A 16690-nucleotide genomic window follows, 5' to 3' on the forward strand; every position below is an offset into this window, starting at 1 on the left:
GGGCGGAGCCGTCAGGTGGTCGCGCGGGCGAGAACCTCCGTCACGACGTGTTCGGCGATGGCGAGGGACGACGTCGCACCCGGGGAGGGTGCGTTCCGGACGTGAACGACGCGTCCCGACCCGGTGATGACGAAGTCGTCCTCGAGGCTGCCGTCGGCGTTCATCGCCTGAGCGCGGATGCCCCGGGGTCCGCGGGTGACGTCGGAGCGGCGCACGTCGGGGACGTACTTCTGCGCCTCCTTCACGAACTGGCCCGTGCTGAGGACGGTGCGGGCCTCGCGGACCGCCGCCGCGGTGTTGTGCACGGCGAAGCGCCAGAATCCGGGAAACCCGACCGCCGACATCACGTCCGACGCCGACCATCCCCGCCGGTCGTACGCCTCCCGCCCGAAGGCGAGAAACGCGTTCGGTCCGAGCATGATTCGCCCGTCGATCCGCTTGGTGAGGTGAACGCCGAGGAACGGGTACCGCGGATCCGGAACCGGGTAGATCAGCCCCTTCACGAGCGAGGACCGCTCGGGCTCGAGCAGGAAGTAGTCGCCGAAGAAGGGCACCACGCGAGGCGATCGCGGTTCACCCGACATCAGTGCCACCCGGTCGGACTGCAATCCCGCGCACGTGACCACCAGGTCGAAGGCCTCACTGCCCTGCCGGGTGGTGACCACTGTTTCGGCGGTCCGGCTGTCCAGGCCCACGACCTCCCGGCCGAGCAGGACGCGTCCGCCCGCGGCGGCGATGTCCGCGGCGAGGGCCTCCGCGACCGCCACGTAGTCGATGATCGCGGTGTGCGGCGAGTGCACGGCGCCGACTCCGCGTGCGTGCGGTTCGATCTCGGGGATCTCCTCCCCCGGGATCTTGCGGATGCCGGGGACGCCGTTGGCCACCGCTCTGTCGAAGATGGCGTCCATCCGCGCCACTTCGGACGAGTCGTGGGCGACCACCACCTTGCCGCATTCCTCGTAGGCCACGCCCTTGGTCGCCGCGTACTGCTGCAGGAGGGTGACGCCACGGCGGCACAGGCGCGCTTTGAGGCTGCCCGGTGGGTAGTACAGGCCGGCGTGGACGACGCCGCTGTTGTGGCCGGTCTGGTGGGCCGCGACCCGGGATTCCTTCTCGAACAGCGTTACCTCGACATCGTCCATCCGGTGCAGAAGTTCCCGGGCGACCGCCAGACCGATGATGCCGCCGCCGATGACGGCCGCACGAACCTTCGCCATGAGCACCCCTCCGTATACCGTTTTCGAGATATCATCGATGGTATGTCGACCACCCCTCGACGCACGTCTTTTCCCGGACTGGAGCACCTGTCCGATCGGCGTCGAGCGCTGCTGGACGAGCTCGTCACCACTCGCCGCGAGCGCGGCCTGACACAGACGGAGATCGCCGCCCACATGGGCACGTCGCAGTCGGCCGTGGCACGGCTCGAACGCGGCGACGTCGATCCCCGCCTGTCGACGCTCGAACGGTATGCGGAGGCCGTGGGCCGGACGGTCGACTGGACGATCTCAGCGCACCGGGAGTCACCACCATGATCTGGCCACCACCCACCCCACCATCGGTCCCGCCGTTTCACACCCCCTGGCAGCCGGATCCCCAGCAGCCGCCCGCGCCGCTGCACGTCACGTCCGTCCCCACTCCGGGTCCCGACTGGCTGGCCGAGCGGCTGTTCGACAGACGGATCGTGTCGCTGACCGGCCGACTCGACGCCGAGGCCACCAACCGCGCGGCCGCGTCGCTGGCACTGCTCGACGCCTCGGACGACGGGGAGGTCCAGCTGTGGCTGCACGGCGTCGACGCCGACGTCGACGCGGCCGCCACCCTCCTCGACACCCTGGACCTGATGGGGGTCCCGCTGCACGTCCACTGCCGCGGCGACGTCCGCGGAATGGCGATCGCCCTCCTCGCGCCCGCCGACCGCCGGACGTCGGCGTCGCACGCCGCGTTCCACCTCCGCGAACCGCAGACGTCGTGCACCGGTCCGGCGTCGGACGTCGCTATCGCCGCCGAACACCATGAGCAGCAGTTGCGGAGGCTGCAGCAGCGCATCGCCGACTCCTGCGGACGTCCCGTCGACACGGTGATCGCCGACATGCGGGACCACCGGATCCTCACCGCCGACGAGGCGCGCGACTACGGGTTGATCGACGCCGTCACCGGCGCACGCTCGGTCGACGGGGAGTAATCCGGCGGACGCACTCGTTTTCGGCTCGCGCGCACGAATTCAGGCCCAATTTCGAGTGCGCGAACCGAGAAAGGGTGCGTCTGTGCCGCCGCCCGCCGCGGGAAGGGCTCTTGCGCCCCGCACCTCGACGGGGGAATCATCCGAGGATGACGGTCGAACGATCGCGCATCACGGTCCACGGGGTCGTGCAGGGGGTCGGCTTCCGCCCGTTCGTCGCGCGTCTCGCTGACGATCTGGGACTGCACGGCCACTGCGGCAACGACGACGTCAGCGTGTTCATCGAGGTCGAGGGCAAGTCCGCGTCGGTGTCCGAGTTCGTGCGCCGGCTCCGCACGGATGCACCGCCGATGGCCGTGATCGTCGACGCAACCGCCCAGCCTGTTCCGGTGCGCGGGGACGAGTCGTTCCGGATCATCGACAGCCGGCACGTCCCCGGCGCGCGGACGCTGGTGTCGCCGGACGTGGCGACGTGCGCGGATTGTCTTCGCGAACTGGCCGATCCGCGCGATCGGCGGTATCGCCACCCGTTCGTCAACTGCACCAACTGCGGGCCGCGGTTCACGGTGATCACCGACCTGCCCTACGACCGGCCCAACACCACGATGGCCGAGTTCCCGCTGTGCGCGGCGTGCCTCGCCGAGTACCGGGACCCCGCGGATCGACGGTTCCACGCGCAACCGGTGTGCTGCCCCGACTGCGGTCCGCACCTGTTCGCCGAGGTCGACGGGCACCGGGTCGACGGGGACGACGCCGTCCTCACCGCGGTGCAGGGGGCGTTGCGGGACGGCCGGATCGTGGCGGTCAAGGGCCTCGGCGGATTCCATCTCGTCTGCGATGCCGCCGACCCCACCGCCGTCGAGACCCTGCGGGCGCGCAAGCACCGCCCGGACAAGCCGTTCGCGGTGATGACCGCGGACCTGTCCGCCGCCGCCGAGCTGTGCGAGATCTCCGAGCCCGAGAGCGCACTGCTTCGACACGCGGCCCGGCCGATCCTGTTGCTGCGCAAGAAGAACACTGTGTCGGTTGCCGACGGCATCGCACCCGGGATCGACGATCTCGGGGTGATGCTCCCCTACACCCCGCTGCACCATCTCCTGTTCACCCGGACGCCGGGCAGCCACGTCGACCCACCGCGCGTGCTCGTCATGACGTCCGGCAACCTGAGCGGCGAACCTCTCTGTTTCGACAACGACGACGCCCGTACCCGTCTGCGGGACATCGCCGACGTGTTCCTGATGCACGACCGCCGCATCGCGGTGCCCTGCGAGGATTCGGTCCTGGCGGTGGAGGCGGGCGCGGTGCTGCCGATCCGCCGCTCGCGCGGGTTCGCACCGCTGCCGGTCGTGCTTCCCGCGCACGGCCCGGAGATCCTCGCGGTGGGCGCGGAGATCAAGAACACCTTCTGCCTGACCCGGCAGGACTACGCGTTCTGCTCGGCGCACCTCGGTGACATGGGCAGCCTGGAGAGTCAGCGCGCCTTCGAGACGTCGGTGCGACAGCTGACGCATCTGCACGGGATCACGCCGGAGGCCGTGGTCGCCGACCGGCACCCCGGATATTCGACGCACCACTGGGCCCGGCGCTACAGCGAGAGGACCGGTGTCCCCCTGCTCACCGTGCAGCACCACCACGCGCACGTCGCGTCGCTGATGGCCGAACACGGACTGGTCGGGACGACGGTGCTCGGTGTCGCGTTCGACGGGACGGGGTACGGCTGCGACACCACCGTGTGGGGCGGCGAACTCCTCCTGGTCGGCCCGAACATCCTCGACACGAGGCGGGTGGGACACGTCCAGCCCTTCTCACTGCCGGGCGGTGACGCCGCGGTCCGGAATCCGGTGCGGGTGGCGCTGGCTCTGCTGCACGAGTGCGGGATCACCGACGTCGACGGGCTGCCGTGCGTCGAGGCGATCCCCACCGCGGAACGCGCGGCCGTGGAGTCGCAACTTCGGTCGGGTCTCGGTTGCGTCAGGACGACGAGCGCGGGCCGCCTGTTCGACGGAGTCGCGTCGCTGCTGGGGGTCCGGCACCGGGTCACCTACGAGGCGCAGGCGGCCATCGAACTCGAGGCCCTCGCCCGGACGGCCCCGCACCCGGCTCCCCTGGCCATGGACGTGGAGAACGACCAGCTCAGACTGCCTCTTCTGGTGTCCGGACTGGTTACCGGTCTCCGCGACGGGACCCCGCCCGCGGCGCTCGCACTCGGCTTCCACCATGCCCTCGCCGCCGCGACCGCCGACCTCGTCGACCGGGCCGCCACCGCGACCGGAGCGTCGACGATCGGACTCACCGGAGGAGTCTTTCAAAACCGTTTATTCCTCGCACAGGTGAGAGCACACTGGGAGAGCAGCGGTTATCGAGTCCTCACCCACCACCGGGTGCCTCCCAACGACGGAGGACTCTCCCTCGGCCAGGCGGTGATCGGTGCCGCGGCGACCATGCGCGGACCGTGACGTCGGCAGCCCCCGACCGGCCGGTCCGGGACGGGAGCTAGTGAATGACCACCACCGCAGAGGCGGGCGGGCACCTTGTCGACACGGACCTGTCTGCGGATCTCGCTGCCGCAGCATTGTCACTCGCCCGCAGATTCCATGACGGCGCGACGCTCTGGGTGATCTCACCCCAGTGGGAGCCGCACGCCCATCACGTCGCCGTCGAATTCGTCCATCCCGTGATCATGGGCAAACGGGCGCTGCCGTCGGTGGCACTCGTCGAACCCGATCCGGTGGCGCAGGCACGGGTGGCGAGCAGGCCCGGCGACATCCTGCTGGCCGTGGCGTCGGCGAACGAGCCCGCCGTGGTCGACGCGATGCGCCGCGCACCGGCGTGGGGCGCGATGACGCTGTGGATCGGGGCAGGCCCCCGACCTCCGGCCGGTGCGGCGAACCACATCCTCTGGGTCGACTCGGAGGATCCGATGGTGCCGGCCACCGGGCGGTTCGTCCTCATGTATCACCTGCTGTGGGAACTCACCCATGTCTGCTTCGAGCACTCGGGACTGCTGAAGCCCGACGCCGAGGAGTGCGACGAGACGGTCTGCGTCACGTGCAGCGACGAGGGTCGTCTCGGCGAGGTGGTGATCGAGCCGGCCGAACCGCTGGGGCCCGCCCTGGTCCGCACGGCCGCGGGCGAGGAATGGGTGGACGTGAGCATCCTCGGCGACGTCCAGCCGAACGACCTCGTGCTGGTGCATGCGGGGGCCGCGATCACCCGACTCGACGACGCAGGTCAGGAGGCGAACCGATGACGACGCACGACTCGGAGAGCACCAGCTTCCTCTACCCGTTCATCGACTCGGAGGAAACCGACGCCCAGAGCCTCCTCGACGACCTCGCGGCGTCCGCGCGGGGGAAGGCCGCCGAGAGCGCTCGCCTGCAGAAGGAGTCCCTCGACGAGTACGGCGACGGACTGACCGCTGCCGGGATCGACATGGCCGACAGGTTCCGTCGCGGCGGCCGGCTCTACACGTTCGGCAACGGTGGCAGCTCCACCGACGCCGCCACGCTGGCATCGCTGTTCAGCCGTCCCGCCCGCGGACGCCCGGTGGCGGCATGGTCGCTCGCCGCCGATCAGGCCGTGGTGACGGCGCTGGGCAACGACGTCGGCTTCGATCTGATCTTCAAGCGGCAGATCATCGCCCACGCCCGCGACCGCGACGTCGCCATCGCACTGTCGACGTCGGGCAACTCCGACGACCTGATGACCGCGCTCACCGAGGCGAAGCAGAGAGGCCTGCTGACCATCGGGTTCGCCGGGCACGAGGGCGGCCGGATGGCGGCGATGGCGTCCGCCGGCGAACTCGACTTCTGCTACACCGTCCACTCGCAGAGCATCCACCGGATCCAGGAGAGCCACGCGATGCTCGGGTACCGGCTGTGGTCGGTGGCCCAGGAACACATGACGCGGCCCGCTCCCAACTCCGTGGAGGCTTCATGAGCACCACCGAACCGGCCACCTCGGCGGAACGCGAAGACCGGGTCCTCGAGCGGATCGACAAGTTCCGGCAGCGCCGGCCGCGGCTGCTGGACGAGGTGGTGACCCTCGCTCACGGTGCGGGCGGGAAGTCGTCGGCGGCCCTCGTCGACGCGGTGTTCGTCGAGGCGTTCCGCAACGAGGAACTCGAGCAACTCGGTGACGCGGCCGCGCTCACCATGCCCTCGGGTGAGCGGCTCGCGTTCTCCACCGACTCGTACGTGGTCCAGCCATTGCGTTTTCCCGGCGGTTCCATCGGGCATCTCGCGGTGCACGGGACCGTCAACGACCTCGCCGTGTCCGGCGCGCGCCCCCGGTGGTTGTCGGCGGCGTTCGTCATCGAGGAGGGTTTCCCGATCGCCGAACTGCGGGAGATCGTCGCCGACATGAGCGAAGCGGCCGTCCTGTCCGGAGTGCAGATCGTCACCGGCGACACCAAGGTCGTCGGCAAGGGCGCCGCCGACGGCGTCTACATCTCCACCGCCGGTGTCGGTGTCATCCCGGAGGGCAGGCGGCTGTCGGCCGATCTCGTGCGTGCGGGCGACAAGGTGCTGTTGTCGGGCACCATCGGCGAACACGGCATGGCGGTCATGCTCGCCCGCGGTGACCTGGCTATCGAGGCCGACATCGCCTCCGACACGGCCCCGGTGAACTCGCTGGTGGAGACGCTGCTGGACGCGGCCCCGTCGACGCGGTGGATGCGGGACGCCACCCGCGGCGGCGTCGGCACCGTGTGCAACGAACTCGCTCACGCCTGCCAGCTCGCCGTGATCGTGGACGAGCAGTCCCTGCCCATCGAGCCGCAGGTGCTGGGCGCCTGCGACATGCTCGGCATCGACCCGCTGTACGTCGCGAACGAGGGCAAGTTCGTCGCCATCGTCGCGGCGGACGAGGCGGATGCGGCCGTCGCGGCGATGCGAGCCCACCCGCGGGGAGCCGATGCCACCGTGGTCGGCGAGATCCTGGCCGAACCGCCGGGCATCGTCGCACTGCGAACCTCGTTCGGCGGCAGCCGGATCGTCGACATGCTCGTCGGCGACCCGCTTCCCCGAATCTGCTGAAGAACAGCCCGAGAAGGAGAACCACGATGTGTCTGGGGATACCCGGTCAGGTGGTCGACATCGTCGACGCCGAACAGCATCTGGCCAAGGTGGATGTGAACGGCGTCCAGAGAACGATCAGTGTGCGACTGCTCGCCGAAGAAGGTCTCGTCGTCGGTGACTGGGTGCTCGTGCACGTCGGTTTCGCGATGGCGAAGATCGACGAGATCGAGGCGCAGCTGACGTTGGATCAGGTGCAGAAGATGGGCGCCGACTACGTGAACGAGATCGACGCGTTCAACTCGTCCGAAATCGCGTGACAACAGCAAGAACGAGGTAACAGGGATGAAGTTCGTCGACGAATTCCGGGACCCGGCGGCGGCTCGCGCCCTGGTCAAATCCATCACCGAACTGGCCCGTGGCGACGAGTTCAAGTTCATGGAGGTGTGCGGCGGCCACACTCACACCATCTACCGGCACGGCATCGAGCATCTCCTGCCGGAGTCGGTCGAACTGGTGCACGGACCGGGATGTCCGGTGTGCGTCATCCCCATGGGCCGCGTCGACGACGCCATGTGGCTGGCCGAACAGCCCGGCGTCATCTTCACGACGTTCGGCGACATGATGCGGGTGCCCGGATCCAAGGGCAATCTCATCGAGGCCAAGGCCCGCGGCGCGGACGTCCGCTTCGTGTACTCGCCGCTGGACGCGCTCAAGGTGGCGCTCGACAATCCCGACCACCAGGTGGTGTTCTTCGCCGTCGGGTTCGAGACGACGGCTCCGTCCACCGCGGTGACGTTGGTGCGCGCGCGGGCGCTGGGCGTGAAGAACTTCAGTGTGTTCTGCAACCACGTCACGATCGTGCCGCCGATCAAGGCGATCCTCGAGTCGCCCGACCTGCGGTTGTCGGGCTTCCTCGGACCGGGCCACGTGTCCACCGTGGTGGGGTTGCGCCCGTACCGGTTCGTGTCCGAGGTGTACGGCAAACCGATGGTGGTCGCGGGCTTCGAGCCACTCGACATCCTCGCGTCGGTACACATGCTGCTGCAGCAGATCCGAGAGGGCCGCTGCGAGATCGAGAACCAGTACAAGCGGGTGGTGCGCGCGGAGGGCAACGTGCAGGCGCTGAAGCTGATGGCCGAGACGTTCGAACTGCGCCCGCACTTCGAGTGGCGCGGACTCGGTTTCATCTCGCAGAGCGCGCTCAAGGTCCACCGGAACTACGCCGAGTTCGACGCCGAGGAGAAGTTCTCGATGCCGGGTGTGCGGGTGGCGGATCCGAAGGCGTGCCAGTGCGGTGAGGTTCTCAAGGGCGTCATCAAACCGTGGGAATGCAAGGTCTTCGGGACGGCCTGCACTCCGGAGACGCCGATCGGCACGTGCATGGTGTCCCCCGAGGGTGCGTGCGCCGCGTACTACAACTTCGGCCGACTCCACCGCGAGACGGCCCAATTGCTGGGTCAGCGAGGCTGACCGGTGATGCGGCGCGAACACAGGATGCCGTCCGGGCACCGCGTGTTCGCGCAATATGCGCACGCCCCGAATGCCTTGGGCTACTGCGGCCCTCCCGGTTCGGAGCGACTGCAGGCGGTCGCGTGCGGTGCGGCGCCGGACACCGACGTGGTGGTGCTGGCGAAGCAGTTCAGCGGCGCCTGGCCGTACCAGGAGGTGATCGCCCAGCTCGCCGGAATCCCGGATCCCTTGGACGAGAACGTCGTTCGAGCCTACTGGACCTCGGGCGAACTCTCCGACCGCATCGACCGGGCCGAGTTCGGCGCGGCACTGCTCGCCCGCCTCGCATCTCAGGCCGGACACTACTGGAAGCACCTCACCGAGGACCTGCTCGGTGAGGCGGCGCCCACCCACAACTTTCACGTGTTCGGCGTGTACCCGTGGTCGCGGCTACTGGACACCGGAATGCCTCAGCCGCTGCAGGTTCTCGACTCGTGCCGCATCCGCTGGGGTGAGGTGATCGGTCTCGACACCGACCGTGCCGTCGTCCGATCCCGCCGTTTGTCCTGGGACGGCAGCCGGCTGTCCCTCGGGCCCGAACAGGACGACCGGGCCGACTACCGCGTTCCCGACGGAACTTTCGTGAACGACCTCACTGTGGGCGACCAGGTGGCGGTGCACTGGGATTTCGTGTGCGACCGTCTCGACCCGGATCGGGTGGACCGGTTGTGCGCGCAAACGGAATGGCAACTTGCACAGACCAATCAGCGCCTTTTTCGGCAAGCGACCTCGACCTCGCGGAAACGGACCGGCACGAACGTTTCCCAGTTACCATGACTACAACTCACGGCCTGTGGCCGGATCGGAGCAGACATGAAGAAGATCCTGAACTCACTGTCCGAAGACGAGTTCGTCCTGATCCGCGAGACCAAGAAGGCACAGATGGCCGACTTGGACGAGGACAAGCTGATCAAATTGCACACCCGAGTTCGCCGTGCCCGCAACAAGCACGTCAAGCTGTACCGCCAAGAAGGCGCGGCGAAGGTCGCGGACAAGGGTGCGCGTGGGGCCGGTAAGGCGGCAAACACGCGCAATGCCGACAAGGTGGAGGTCTTCGAGGCCGCGCTGAGCAGGGTGAGCGGCCAATTGGCGACGGCGGCCCGCGCCAGCGCTCGGGACTTGAAGGACGCGCGACTCGCCCGCGCCCGCAGCGACGCCCCATCCTTCAGCGAGCTCGGCGACAGCGACGGAAAGGTCGCCTCGTCCGGCAAGGCACGCGTCGACGCCACCCGGAAATCCTCCGGCCGCAGGAAGTTCGAAGCATCCACTATCGCCGCAGGCGCACGACGGCAAGCGAAGAAGGACAAGCGGTAAGTCCCCGTCGCCCTTCCTCAGACGCGCACGACCCGCATCCCCGCGGCTTCGAAAGGCGCCGTCTCCCCGGTCGCGGCCGAGGCGTCGGTGACGATCGTGGTTCCCGGCGGGATCGGTGCCCAGGCGTGGAAGGGGCGCTGCCCGAGCTTCGCCGCGTGAGCGAGCACGTACACCTCGTCGGCACGGGCGATCATGATCTCCTTGAGGCGCGTCTGTTCCAGTTCTGCTTCACAGATCCCCAGATCCGCGGTGACGGCGTCCGCGCCGAGAAACGCGCGGTCGAAGGTGACTCGTTGGAGCGTGGCCTCGGCCAACGGCCCGACGAACCCCTGGCTGAGGTGCCGGAGTGTTCCGCCGATGCACTCGACGCGCACGGAGTCCGCGTCGGCGAGCGATTCGAGGGCGGTCAGGCCCGCAGCGATGACGGTGATGTCGTCGATGTCGCGTAGGAACTCCCCCATCGCGCCCACGGTGGTGCCGGCGTCGAGAAGGATCGTCTCGCCCGGCCGAACCTGGTTGGCGGCCCATTCCGCGATCGCACGCTTCGCGTCGAATCCCTCGAGCGCGCGCTGGCGGAGTGACGATTCCTGCTGGGGGTCGAGGGCGATCGCCCCACCGTAGGTCCGGGCGATCAGACCCTGGGACGTGAGCTGGCTCAGGTCCCGCCGGATGGTGGAGGCGGTGACACCGAACTGCGCCGACAGGTCGTCGACACTCGCCAACCCGCTCGAGCGGGCCAGTCGCACGATCTCGGATCGGCGTGCTTCCGACTCGCGAACCGCCATGTTTCGTCCCCCTACTTCACAACCGCTGTGCTGGTTGCCAATTCGGCAGCCTGACGAAGAGCTTCGACCATACTACCGGCCTCCGCAATACCCTTGCCTGCGATGTCGAAGGCGGTGCCGTGGTCGACGGAGGTCCGGATGACGGGCAGTCCCACCGTGATGTTGACCCCCGCCTCGATGCCGAGGACCTTGACCGGCCCGTGCCCCTGGTCGTGATACATCGCCACGATGAGGTCGTAGTCCCCGCGTCCCGCGAGGAAGAATGCGGTATCCGCAGGCAACGGACCGTGGACGTCGATGCCGTCCGCCTTCAGCACCTCGACCGCGGGAATGATCTTCTGTTCTTCTTCTCCGTAGCCGAACAGCCCGTGCTCCCCGGCGTGCGGGTTGATGCCGCAGACCCCGATCTTCGGCTCCGGGATTCCGGAGCGCACCAGCGCGTCGTGCCCGCGCCGGATCGTCCGCTCGACGAGTCCGGGTTCGATCTTCGCGACGGCGTCGAGCAGTCCGATGTGGGTGGTCACGTGGATCACCTTCAGCTTCGGCGTCGACAGCATCATCGACACCTCCTCGGTGCCGGTGAGGTGCGCGAGAAGTTCCGTGTGGCCCGGGAAGATGTGGCCGGCGGCATGCAGCGCCTCCTTGTTGAGCGGGGCCGTGCAGATGGCCTGCACCTCCCCGCGCACCGCGAGTTCGCTGGCGACGCGAATGTACTCGTACGCCGCGTGACCGGCGACCGGCGACAGTTCACCCCACGGCAGGTCGTCGGGAAGGAGGTCGAGATCGATGACGTTGACGCGCCCGGGTACCGACTGCGCGTCCGCGACCGACTCGACGGTCACGATGTCGACGTCGAGGCCGAGCACATTCGCCGCGAGACGAAGCCGCTTCGCGTCGCCGATGACGACGGGTGTGCACCAGGACCGGGTGGCCTCGTCCAGCAAGGCGGGAACGATCACCTCGGGGCCGATTCCGGCGCCGTCGCCCATGGTGACGGCGACGACGGGAAGGTTCGCGGTATCAGTTGACGCTGTCATGTGAGGTCCTCGCTGTGTGGGGGTATGGGTGGGCGGCTGAGCGCCGCGCAGGTAGGCCGCGATCGCGGAGAGACTGGTCGGGTCGCCGAAGCTGCCGGGCCTCGTGACGACTCGCCGTCCGTCGGACGCCAGGGAGGCGACGGCGCCGTGGTGCACTTCGTGGACCGGTCGAAGCGACGTGATCCCCAGCGCGTCGACGACGGCGCGGGCCGTCTCACCGCCGGTGAGCACGAGGTCGGCTCGGCGGTCGTTCTGCAGGGCCGCGACCAGCCGTCCGAGCGCCGCCGACAACGCCCGGCCATTCGACGGCTCCACGGCGCCGGAGACCGTCACGACCGTAGGCCCGTCGTCGAGAACGTGCCGCAGTGGTGTCGTGTCCACATCGCCGCGGAGAAGTTGCGTCGCGTCGACCGGCACGTGCCGCACACCGTCGGCGACCAGCGACGCAACCTGTTGCACGGCAACGGGTTCTGCGGTCCCGACGACGATCAGGACGGATTCCGCCCGCCTGGCCGCCGTGGTGGGGACGTGCCGGAGCGGCAGCGTGCGTGCCACCGCCGCCGCGAGGGCGGAAGTCCCGACCAGTCGCACTCTGGGGATTGCCCGGCAGGCGTGGACGATCGAGTCGAGATCCTCGTCGGTCTCGAGGTCGCAGATCGCGATGGCTCCGGCGGACACCGCGCGGGCGAGCGACCGTTCGACACCGGGACCGCGGCGCACGCACTGCGTGGGACTGTCCGGAAAGAGACCGGCTATCGACTCCGGCGGCGGCGTGGATTCCGCCGACCACACCCCAGCCCGGTGGAGCGGCGTCGCTCCGACGTGCACGACGCCATGGCGAACGGTCCGGCCGAGTGCCGGCAGCCCTGCTGCGACGACCACCGGACCGGTGTCGGCGAGGATTCCCACCTCGGGCCCGATGTTTCCGCGGAGTAGTGAGTCGATCTTCTTCACCACGAGCGCATCGGACGGAACTCCGGCGAGCGCGTGTCGAACCGCGCGTGCCGCATCCTCCGGGCTCATCGACCGCGTATCGAGATCCGCGATGACGACTCCGCCCGGTTCATGAGTTTCGGCGGCGCCGAGAAGGAGCGATACGGGCGCACTCCGATGGAGGAACGCGCTCGCCACTTCAGCGGCACCGGACAGGTCGTCGGCGAGGACCGCGACGGTCGGATCGGATCCGATCGATTTCGGTCTCATGATGCCGCCTTCGATGGAGAATATGCGTGTTTCGTGCAGTTTATGGTAGCAGTTTTGCGCGTTACGCGCAGAACGTTCACAGGGATGCTCCCGCGCACTGCACGATGGCCTGACCCGTGATGCTCCCGCCGTACGGTCCCAGGAGGAATCCGATCAGTCCCGCCACCTCGTCGGGGGCGATGAAGCGACCGAGCGGTGGGACCCGCGGAGGCGTCGACGTGCGAGCCGGATCGTTCAGCATCGGGGTGTCCGTCGGACCAGGGGCAACCACGTTGACAGTGATCGCTCTGTCCACCAACTCCGCAGCCCAGGACCGCGACATTCCCACGAGTGCCGACTTGGTGGCGACGTACTGACTCTTGCCCGCCGCTCCGGACATCGTGCGGCTGCCGACCAGGACCACCCGGCCACCGTTGCGCATCGACGGAGCGAGTGCATTGACGAGAACCTCCGCGGCTGCGACGTGAATCCGCCACATCTTCAGGCCGTCGTCGACCTGCAGTTTCCCGAGAGGTGCTGACGATTGCAGACCGGCCGCGTGCACGACGGCGTCCACCGAACCGGCCGCGGCCGCGTGCTCCGAGAGTGCGTCGAGGTCGCCGAGATCGACGGCCGTCCAAGAGAATCGGTCGTCGTCGATGCCGGGGTCGCGTCGGCTGAATCCGGTGACCGACCATCCGTCGCCGAGAAGCTGCCGGGCGGTGGCGGCGCCGATGCCGGAGCTGACCCCGGTCACGACCGCACGCTTCGAGTCGCCGTGCGTCACGACCGGCTCCCGTCGGCGACCCAGGCCTGATCGAGCTCGACGTACTCGATCGCCTGCCGGAACCGGGTGAACGCGACGTGCAGGCGGCCGTCGTTCCCGGCGGTGATGCTGGGGTACGAGTACTCGCGGTTCAGCCCGTCACGAGAATTGTTGGACAGGCAGTACCCGTCGCCGATCTCGATGTCGCGGCGAACCGGCCACGTCCGGCCCCCGTCCTCGGACATCGCCAGCGTCATCGGGGCGCGGGGCGCACCCCAGAACGCGCTGCGACTGTCCCCGTCGTCGAGCGGCTCGAGCTCCGTGTCCGCCTGCTCGGGCACCCCGTCGGCGAGACCGTCGTCGTCGATCTCGTCGTACAGGGACGTCCGCCGCGCGGTGGCGTTCGCCGCGCTGGACTCGTTGAACACCAGGGCGAGACGGTCGCCCGGAAGCACGACGAACTGAACGGACGAGTTGTTGTTGGGAAGCTCGGTCGCCTCCGGCTGGGTCCAGGTATCGCCGTCGTCCGTCGAGACGCTGCGGTAGATCGAGTCCGCCCAGCGGCTGCGATAGAGGGCCACGAGGGTGCCGTCGGCGAGGCGGCCGATGTTCATGTGCACGCAGCCGACGCTGCCCCGCACAGTCACCTCACGCCAGGAGTCGCCGTGATCGTCGGAGATCATCACGCTGCTGTAGTCGCGATCGCCCACCCACTTCCGGCCCTCGATACGGACGCAGTGGAACACGGGGAGCAGAAGCCGCCCGGTCGGGAGCGCAACCACCGGCTGTCGCACGAACACACCGCCGGCGTCCGTCTCCGGCAGCAGCGTGTGCGCCTCGCCCCACGTTCGGCCGCCGTCGGCGGAGATGCGCCGCATGACACGTGCGGTGTCCTGGTTGCCGGCGTGCTGGGACGTCCACAGTAGCCACACGGTTTCCGTATTCGTCACGTGGAGAACAGGATTCTGTTCCGAACGAGTCGGATCGCCGGACAGCTGCACCGGCTCCGACCACGCGTCTGCATCCGGGGCGAGCCGGGAGAACCAGACGCTGATGTCCGGCACGCCCTCCTGGGTGCCCGCGAACCACACGCAACCGAGGGAGCCGTCCGGCAGGACGGTGAGATTCGCCGCGTGGTTCTGCACCTGCGGTGCGGGAAGCAGCGCGTCGCGTCGACCCGTCTCGACGTCACGGACGACGCCGTCGGTGGCTCGGGTATCGGTTGCGGGACTCGGTGTGGTCATCTGCGTCTCCAGTGCGTGGATAGGGGCGGGCGAGTTCTCGGGGCAGCGGTCACGTCACGTCTGGGCACGCAGCGCCGCGACACTGAGGTCATAGGAGTTCGTCGGGCGCAGCGCGACACCGTCGATCCGCGAGCGGCGCGCGAGAACCGCTTTCGGAACGAACGCCCACAGGCACGGGCACGTGTCCCAGATCTGGCGCTGCGCGTCCGCGAGGAGTTCGGCGCGCCGGACGGCGTCGGCCTCCTCCGAGGCCTGGGTGATGGTCCGGGTGATCTCGGGAAAGATGTATCCGTGGTAGGTATCCCGGGTCGCTTCCTTCTCCGCGGTGCCGGCGTACATGCCCTGCATGATGGTGAGGGCCAGTCCGGTCGGGCTCGGGAAGCCGTTGCCCAGCACGTCCCAGTCGCCGACCTTGCCCTGCCGCCACTGCGAGATGTCGCCGCCGGGTTCGAACTGCTGGAGGGTGGTTCGCACGCCTACCGCGGACAGCATCTGCAGCACCGACTCCATGATGTCGGTGTCGGCCGCGAACTCGCCCGTCTCCCAGATGATCTTCAACTCCAGATCCCGGATTCCGAGAGCGTCGAGTTCCCCGCGGGCGCGGGCCGGGTCGTAGCTGTACTCACCGGTCTCGACGGCACCGTCGAGAGTGAGGGGAATGACGCCGCGCGACTGGGTGGCGGAGCCCTGCAGAACCTGGTCGACGAGGGCCCGCCCGTCGATCGCATACGTCAGCGCCCTGCGCACCCGCGCGTCGGCCAGCGGGTGCCCCTGGGGTTTCCGGAAATTGAAGAAGAGCTGATTGAGCCGGACACCGTCGATCCGATCGATCGCGACACCCGACAGACCGGCGAGCTGGTCGGCCGCATCGGGGGTGATCGAGTCGATCACGTCGACCTCGCCGCTCCGCAAGGTCACGACACGGTTCGACTCGTCCGGAACGAAGCGGACACGCACCGATTCGATCTGTGCCGGTGTTCCCCAGTAGTTCTCGTTGCGCACCAGGGTGTAGTTTCCGGTGCCGCGGTCACTCTCCGTCACGACGTACGGTCCGGATCCCACGCCGGACTGCAGTTCCTCCGGCACGTTCGCGGCCGCCGGGGTGATGAGGATATTCGACATGAGGTAGTCGAGCACCGGGACCGGACGCTCGGTGTTCAGGGTGAAGCTGGTGTCGTCGATCTGGTCGACCGTCGGCCACTCGGGGAAGAACCCGCCGACGAATGACCCGTCCACCTGGCTGTACATCTGCAACGCTGTCGCGACATCCCGCACCTGCACCGGACTGCCGTCCGAATAGCGGATTCCGGGCCGCAGGTGCACGTACCACTGGGTGGGCGAGACGAGTTCGAACCGATCGGCCAGAACCAGCTGGGGCCGCAGGTTCCGGTCGATCTCGGTGAGGGCCTGCCGCACGCCGCGCTGCACGGTGAGTGCGGCATCGAACTGGTTCAGCTTGTTGTCGAGGCTCACGAGCGATCGGTTCAGGGCCAGGCTCACCGTCCTCGGTCCGGGGGTTCCCGTCGGTGTCGCGCATCCAGCGGCGGATCCGAGCGTGAGGCCGGCACCGAGGAGGAGACCCGACCGGAGCAGCGTTCTCCTCGAAAAACGCTGTTCGAAAAGAGAATTGGTCATCGTCGACCTCTCGGGACTAAG

At 68.5% G+C, this 16690-nt stretch carries 16 protein-coding genes; 10 read left to right on the forward strand and 6 right to left on the reverse strand.

Features of this window, described 5'->3' with window-relative positions:
• Window positions 1–11 precede the first annotated feature (11 nt).
• Window positions 12–1217 carry an L-2-hydroxyglutarate oxidase gene (gene lhgO / locus WKC72_RS37475; RefSeq protein WP_037241748.1) on the reverse strand — a complete coding sequence of 402 codons (1206 nt, stop codon included), beginning with the start codon at window positions 1215–1217 and terminating at the stop codon, window positions 12–14.
• Window positions 1218–1259: 42 nt separating this feature from the next.
• Between lhgO and WKC72_RS37480 the strand changes: the two genes are divergently transcribed.
• The 10 genes from WKC72_RS37480 (at window position 1260) to WKC72_RS37525 (ending at window position 10020) form a co-directional block, all read left to right on the forward strand.
• On the forward strand, window positions 1260–1532 hold the full coding sequence (locus WKC72_RS37480; protein ID WP_037241752.1) for a helix-turn-helix transcriptional regulator: 273 nt from the start codon (window positions 1260–1262) through the stop codon (window positions 1530–1532).
• An 80-nt stretch (window positions 1533–1612) separates the two neighbouring features.
• The gene (locus tag WKC72_RS37485) at window positions 1613–2182 is read left to right on the forward strand and encodes an ATP-dependent Clp protease proteolytic subunit (RefSeq protein WP_370184650.1); all 570 of its coding nucleotides are present in this window, start codon (window positions 1613–1615) and stop codon (window positions 2180–2182) included.
• 146 nt (window positions 2183–2328) lie between these two features.
• Window positions 2329–4635 carry a carbamoyltransferase HypF gene (hypF, locus tag WKC72_RS37490; protein ID WP_370181290.1) on the forward strand — a complete coding sequence of 769 codons (2307 nt, stop codon included), beginning with the start codon at window positions 2329–2331 and terminating at the stop codon, window positions 4633–4635.
• A gap of 44 nt (window positions 4636–4679) precedes the next feature.
• Window positions 4680–5429, forward strand: a complete 750-nt coding sequence (locus WKC72_RS37495) for a HypC/HybG/HupF family hydrogenase formation chaperone (RefSeq protein WP_037241759.1) — start codon at window positions 4680–4682, stop codon at window positions 5427–5429.
• A complete protein-coding gene (locus WKC72_RS37500) occupies window positions 5426–6118 on the forward strand; it encodes an SIS domain-containing protein (RefSeq protein ID WP_011596981.1) in 693 nt (230 codons plus the stop codon). The genes WKC72_RS37495 and WKC72_RS37500 overlap by 4 nt, the downstream gene beginning before the upstream one ends.
• Complete coding sequence (hypE, locus tag WKC72_RS37505) at window positions 6115–7215, forward strand: hydrogenase expression/formation protein HypE (protein ID WP_037241762.1); 1101 nt, start codon at window positions 6115–6117, stop codon at window positions 7213–7215. The genes WKC72_RS37500 and hypE overlap by 4 nt, the downstream gene beginning before the upstream one ends.
• A 26-nt stretch (window positions 7216–7241) precedes the next feature.
• Window positions 7242–7514, forward strand: coding sequence for a HypC/HybG/HupF family hydrogenase formation chaperone (locus WKC72_RS37510; protein ID WP_005244643.1), 273 nt, complete (start codon window positions 7242–7244; stop codon window positions 7512–7514).
• Window positions 7515–7539: 25 nt separating this feature from the next.
• Window positions 7540–8667 carry a hydrogenase formation protein HypD gene (hypD, locus tag WKC72_RS37515; RefSeq protein ID WP_005258643.1) on the forward strand — a complete coding sequence of 376 codons (1128 nt, stop codon included), beginning with the start codon at window positions 7540–7542 and terminating at the stop codon, window positions 8665–8667.
• A gap of 24 nt (window positions 8668–8691) precedes the next feature.
• Window positions 8692–9483, forward strand: coding sequence for a DUF6390 family protein (locus WKC72_RS37520; protein ID WP_370184651.1), 792 nt, complete (start codon window positions 8692–8694; stop codon window positions 9481–9483).
• A gap of 36 nt (window positions 9484–9519) precedes the next feature.
• Complete coding sequence (locus WKC72_RS37525) at window positions 9520–10020, forward strand: hypothetical protein (RefSeq protein WP_370181291.1); 501 nt, start codon at window positions 9520–9522, stop codon at window positions 10018–10020.
• A gap of 17 nt (window positions 10021–10037) precedes the next feature.
• On the opposite strand, the gene WKC72_RS37530 is transcribed toward WKC72_RS37525, so the two are convergent.
• The 5 genes from WKC72_RS37530 to WKC72_RS37550 all read right to left on the reverse strand — a co-directional run bounded on the left by WKC72_RS37530 (window position 10038) and on the right by WKC72_RS37550 (window position 16669).
• The gene (locus WKC72_RS37530; RefSeq protein ID WP_112299648.1) at window positions 10038–10805 is read right to left on the reverse strand and encodes a DeoR/GlpR family DNA-binding transcription regulator; all 768 of its coding nucleotides are present in this window, start codon (window positions 10803–10805) and stop codon (window positions 10038–10040) included.
• Window positions 10806–10816: 11 nt separating this feature from the next.
• On the reverse strand, window positions 10817–13045 hold the full coding sequence (pdxA, locus tag WKC72_RS37535) for a 4-hydroxythreonine-4-phosphate dehydrogenase PdxA (protein WP_370181292.1): 2229 nt from the start codon (window positions 13043–13045) through the stop codon (window positions 10817–10819).
• Between the two features lie 76 nt (window positions 13046–13121).
• Complete coding sequence (locus WKC72_RS37540; protein WP_037241772.1) at window positions 13122–13811, reverse strand: SDR family NAD(P)-dependent oxidoreductase; 690 nt, start codon at window positions 13809–13811, stop codon at window positions 13122–13124.
• Window positions 13808–15034 carry an exo-alpha-sialidase gene (locus WKC72_RS37545; RefSeq protein WP_370181293.1) on the reverse strand — a complete coding sequence of 409 codons (1227 nt, stop codon included), beginning with the start codon at window positions 15032–15034 and terminating at the stop codon, window positions 13808–13810. The genes WKC72_RS37540 and WKC72_RS37545 overlap by 4 nt, the downstream gene beginning before the upstream one ends.
• Before the next feature lie 54 nt (window positions 15035–15088).
• Window positions 15089–16669 (reverse strand): ABC transporter substrate-binding protein, encoded by a 1581-nt coding sequence (locus WKC72_RS37550; protein WP_037242463.1) that lies wholly within the window; start codon window positions 16667–16669, stop codon window positions 15089–15091.
• Window positions 16670–16690: the final 21 nt, after the last annotated feature.

This window comes from Rhodococcus wratislaviensis (assembly GCF_041228765.1).
Taxonomy (GTDB): Bacteria; Actinomycetota; Actinomycetes; order Mycobacteriales; family Mycobacteriaceae; genus Rhodococcus_F; species Rhodococcus_F wratislaviensis.

Bases quoted from the DNA above. Each gene is read 5' to 3' on its own strand.
- WKC72_RS37480 (WP_037241752.1), top strand. From the start codon at position 1,260: ATGTCGACCACCCCTCGACGCACGTCTTTTCCCGGACTGGAGCACCTG.
- pdxA (WP_370181292.1), bottom strand. From the start codon at position 13,045: ATGAGACCGAAATCGATCGGATCCGATCCGACCGTCGCGGTCCTCGCC.
- WKC72_RS37545 (WP_370181293.1), bottom strand. From the start codon at position 15,034: ATGACCACACCGAGTCCCGCAACCGATACCCGAGCCACCGACGGCGTC.
- hypE (WP_037241762.1), top strand. From the start codon at position 6,115: ATGAGCACCACCGAACCGGCCACCTCGGCGGAACGCGAAGACCGGGTC.
- WKC72_RS37550 (WP_037242463.1), bottom strand. From the start codon at position 16,669: ATGACCAATTCTCTTTTCGAACAGCGTTTTTCGAGGAGAACGCTGCTC.
- WKC72_RS37495 (WP_037241759.1), top strand. From the start codon at position 4,680: ATGACCACCACCGCAGAGGCGGGCGGGCACCTTGTCGACACGGACCTG.
- hypD (WP_005258643.1), top strand. From the start codon at position 7,540: ATGAAGTTCGTCGACGAATTCCGGGACCCGGCGGCGGCTCGCGCCCTG.
- lhgO (WP_037241748.1), bottom strand. From the start codon at position 1,217: ATGGCGAAGGTTCGTGCGGCCGTCATCGGCGGCGGCATCATCGGTCTG.
- WKC72_RS37530 (WP_112299648.1), bottom strand. From the start codon at position 10,805: ATGGCGGTTCGCGAGTCGGAAGCACGCCGATCCGAGATCGTGCGACTG.
- WKC72_RS37525 (WP_370181291.1), top strand. From the start codon at position 9,520: ATGAAGAAGATCCTGAACTCACTGTCCGAAGACGAGTTCGTCCTGATC.
- WKC72_RS37500 (WP_011596981.1), top strand. From the start codon at position 5,426: ATGACGACGCACGACTCGGAGAGCACCAGCTTCCTCTACCCGTTCATC.
- WKC72_RS37520 (WP_370184651.1), top strand. From the start codon at position 8,692: ATGCCGTCCGGGCACCGCGTGTTCGCGCAATATGCGCACGCCCCGAAT.
- WKC72_RS37510 (WP_005244643.1), top strand. From the start codon at position 7,242: ATGTGTCTGGGGATACCCGGTCAGGTGGTCGACATCGTCGACGCCGAA.
- hypF (WP_370181290.1), top strand. From the start codon at position 2,329: ATGACGGTCGAACGATCGCGCATCACGGTCCACGGGGTCGTGCAGGGG.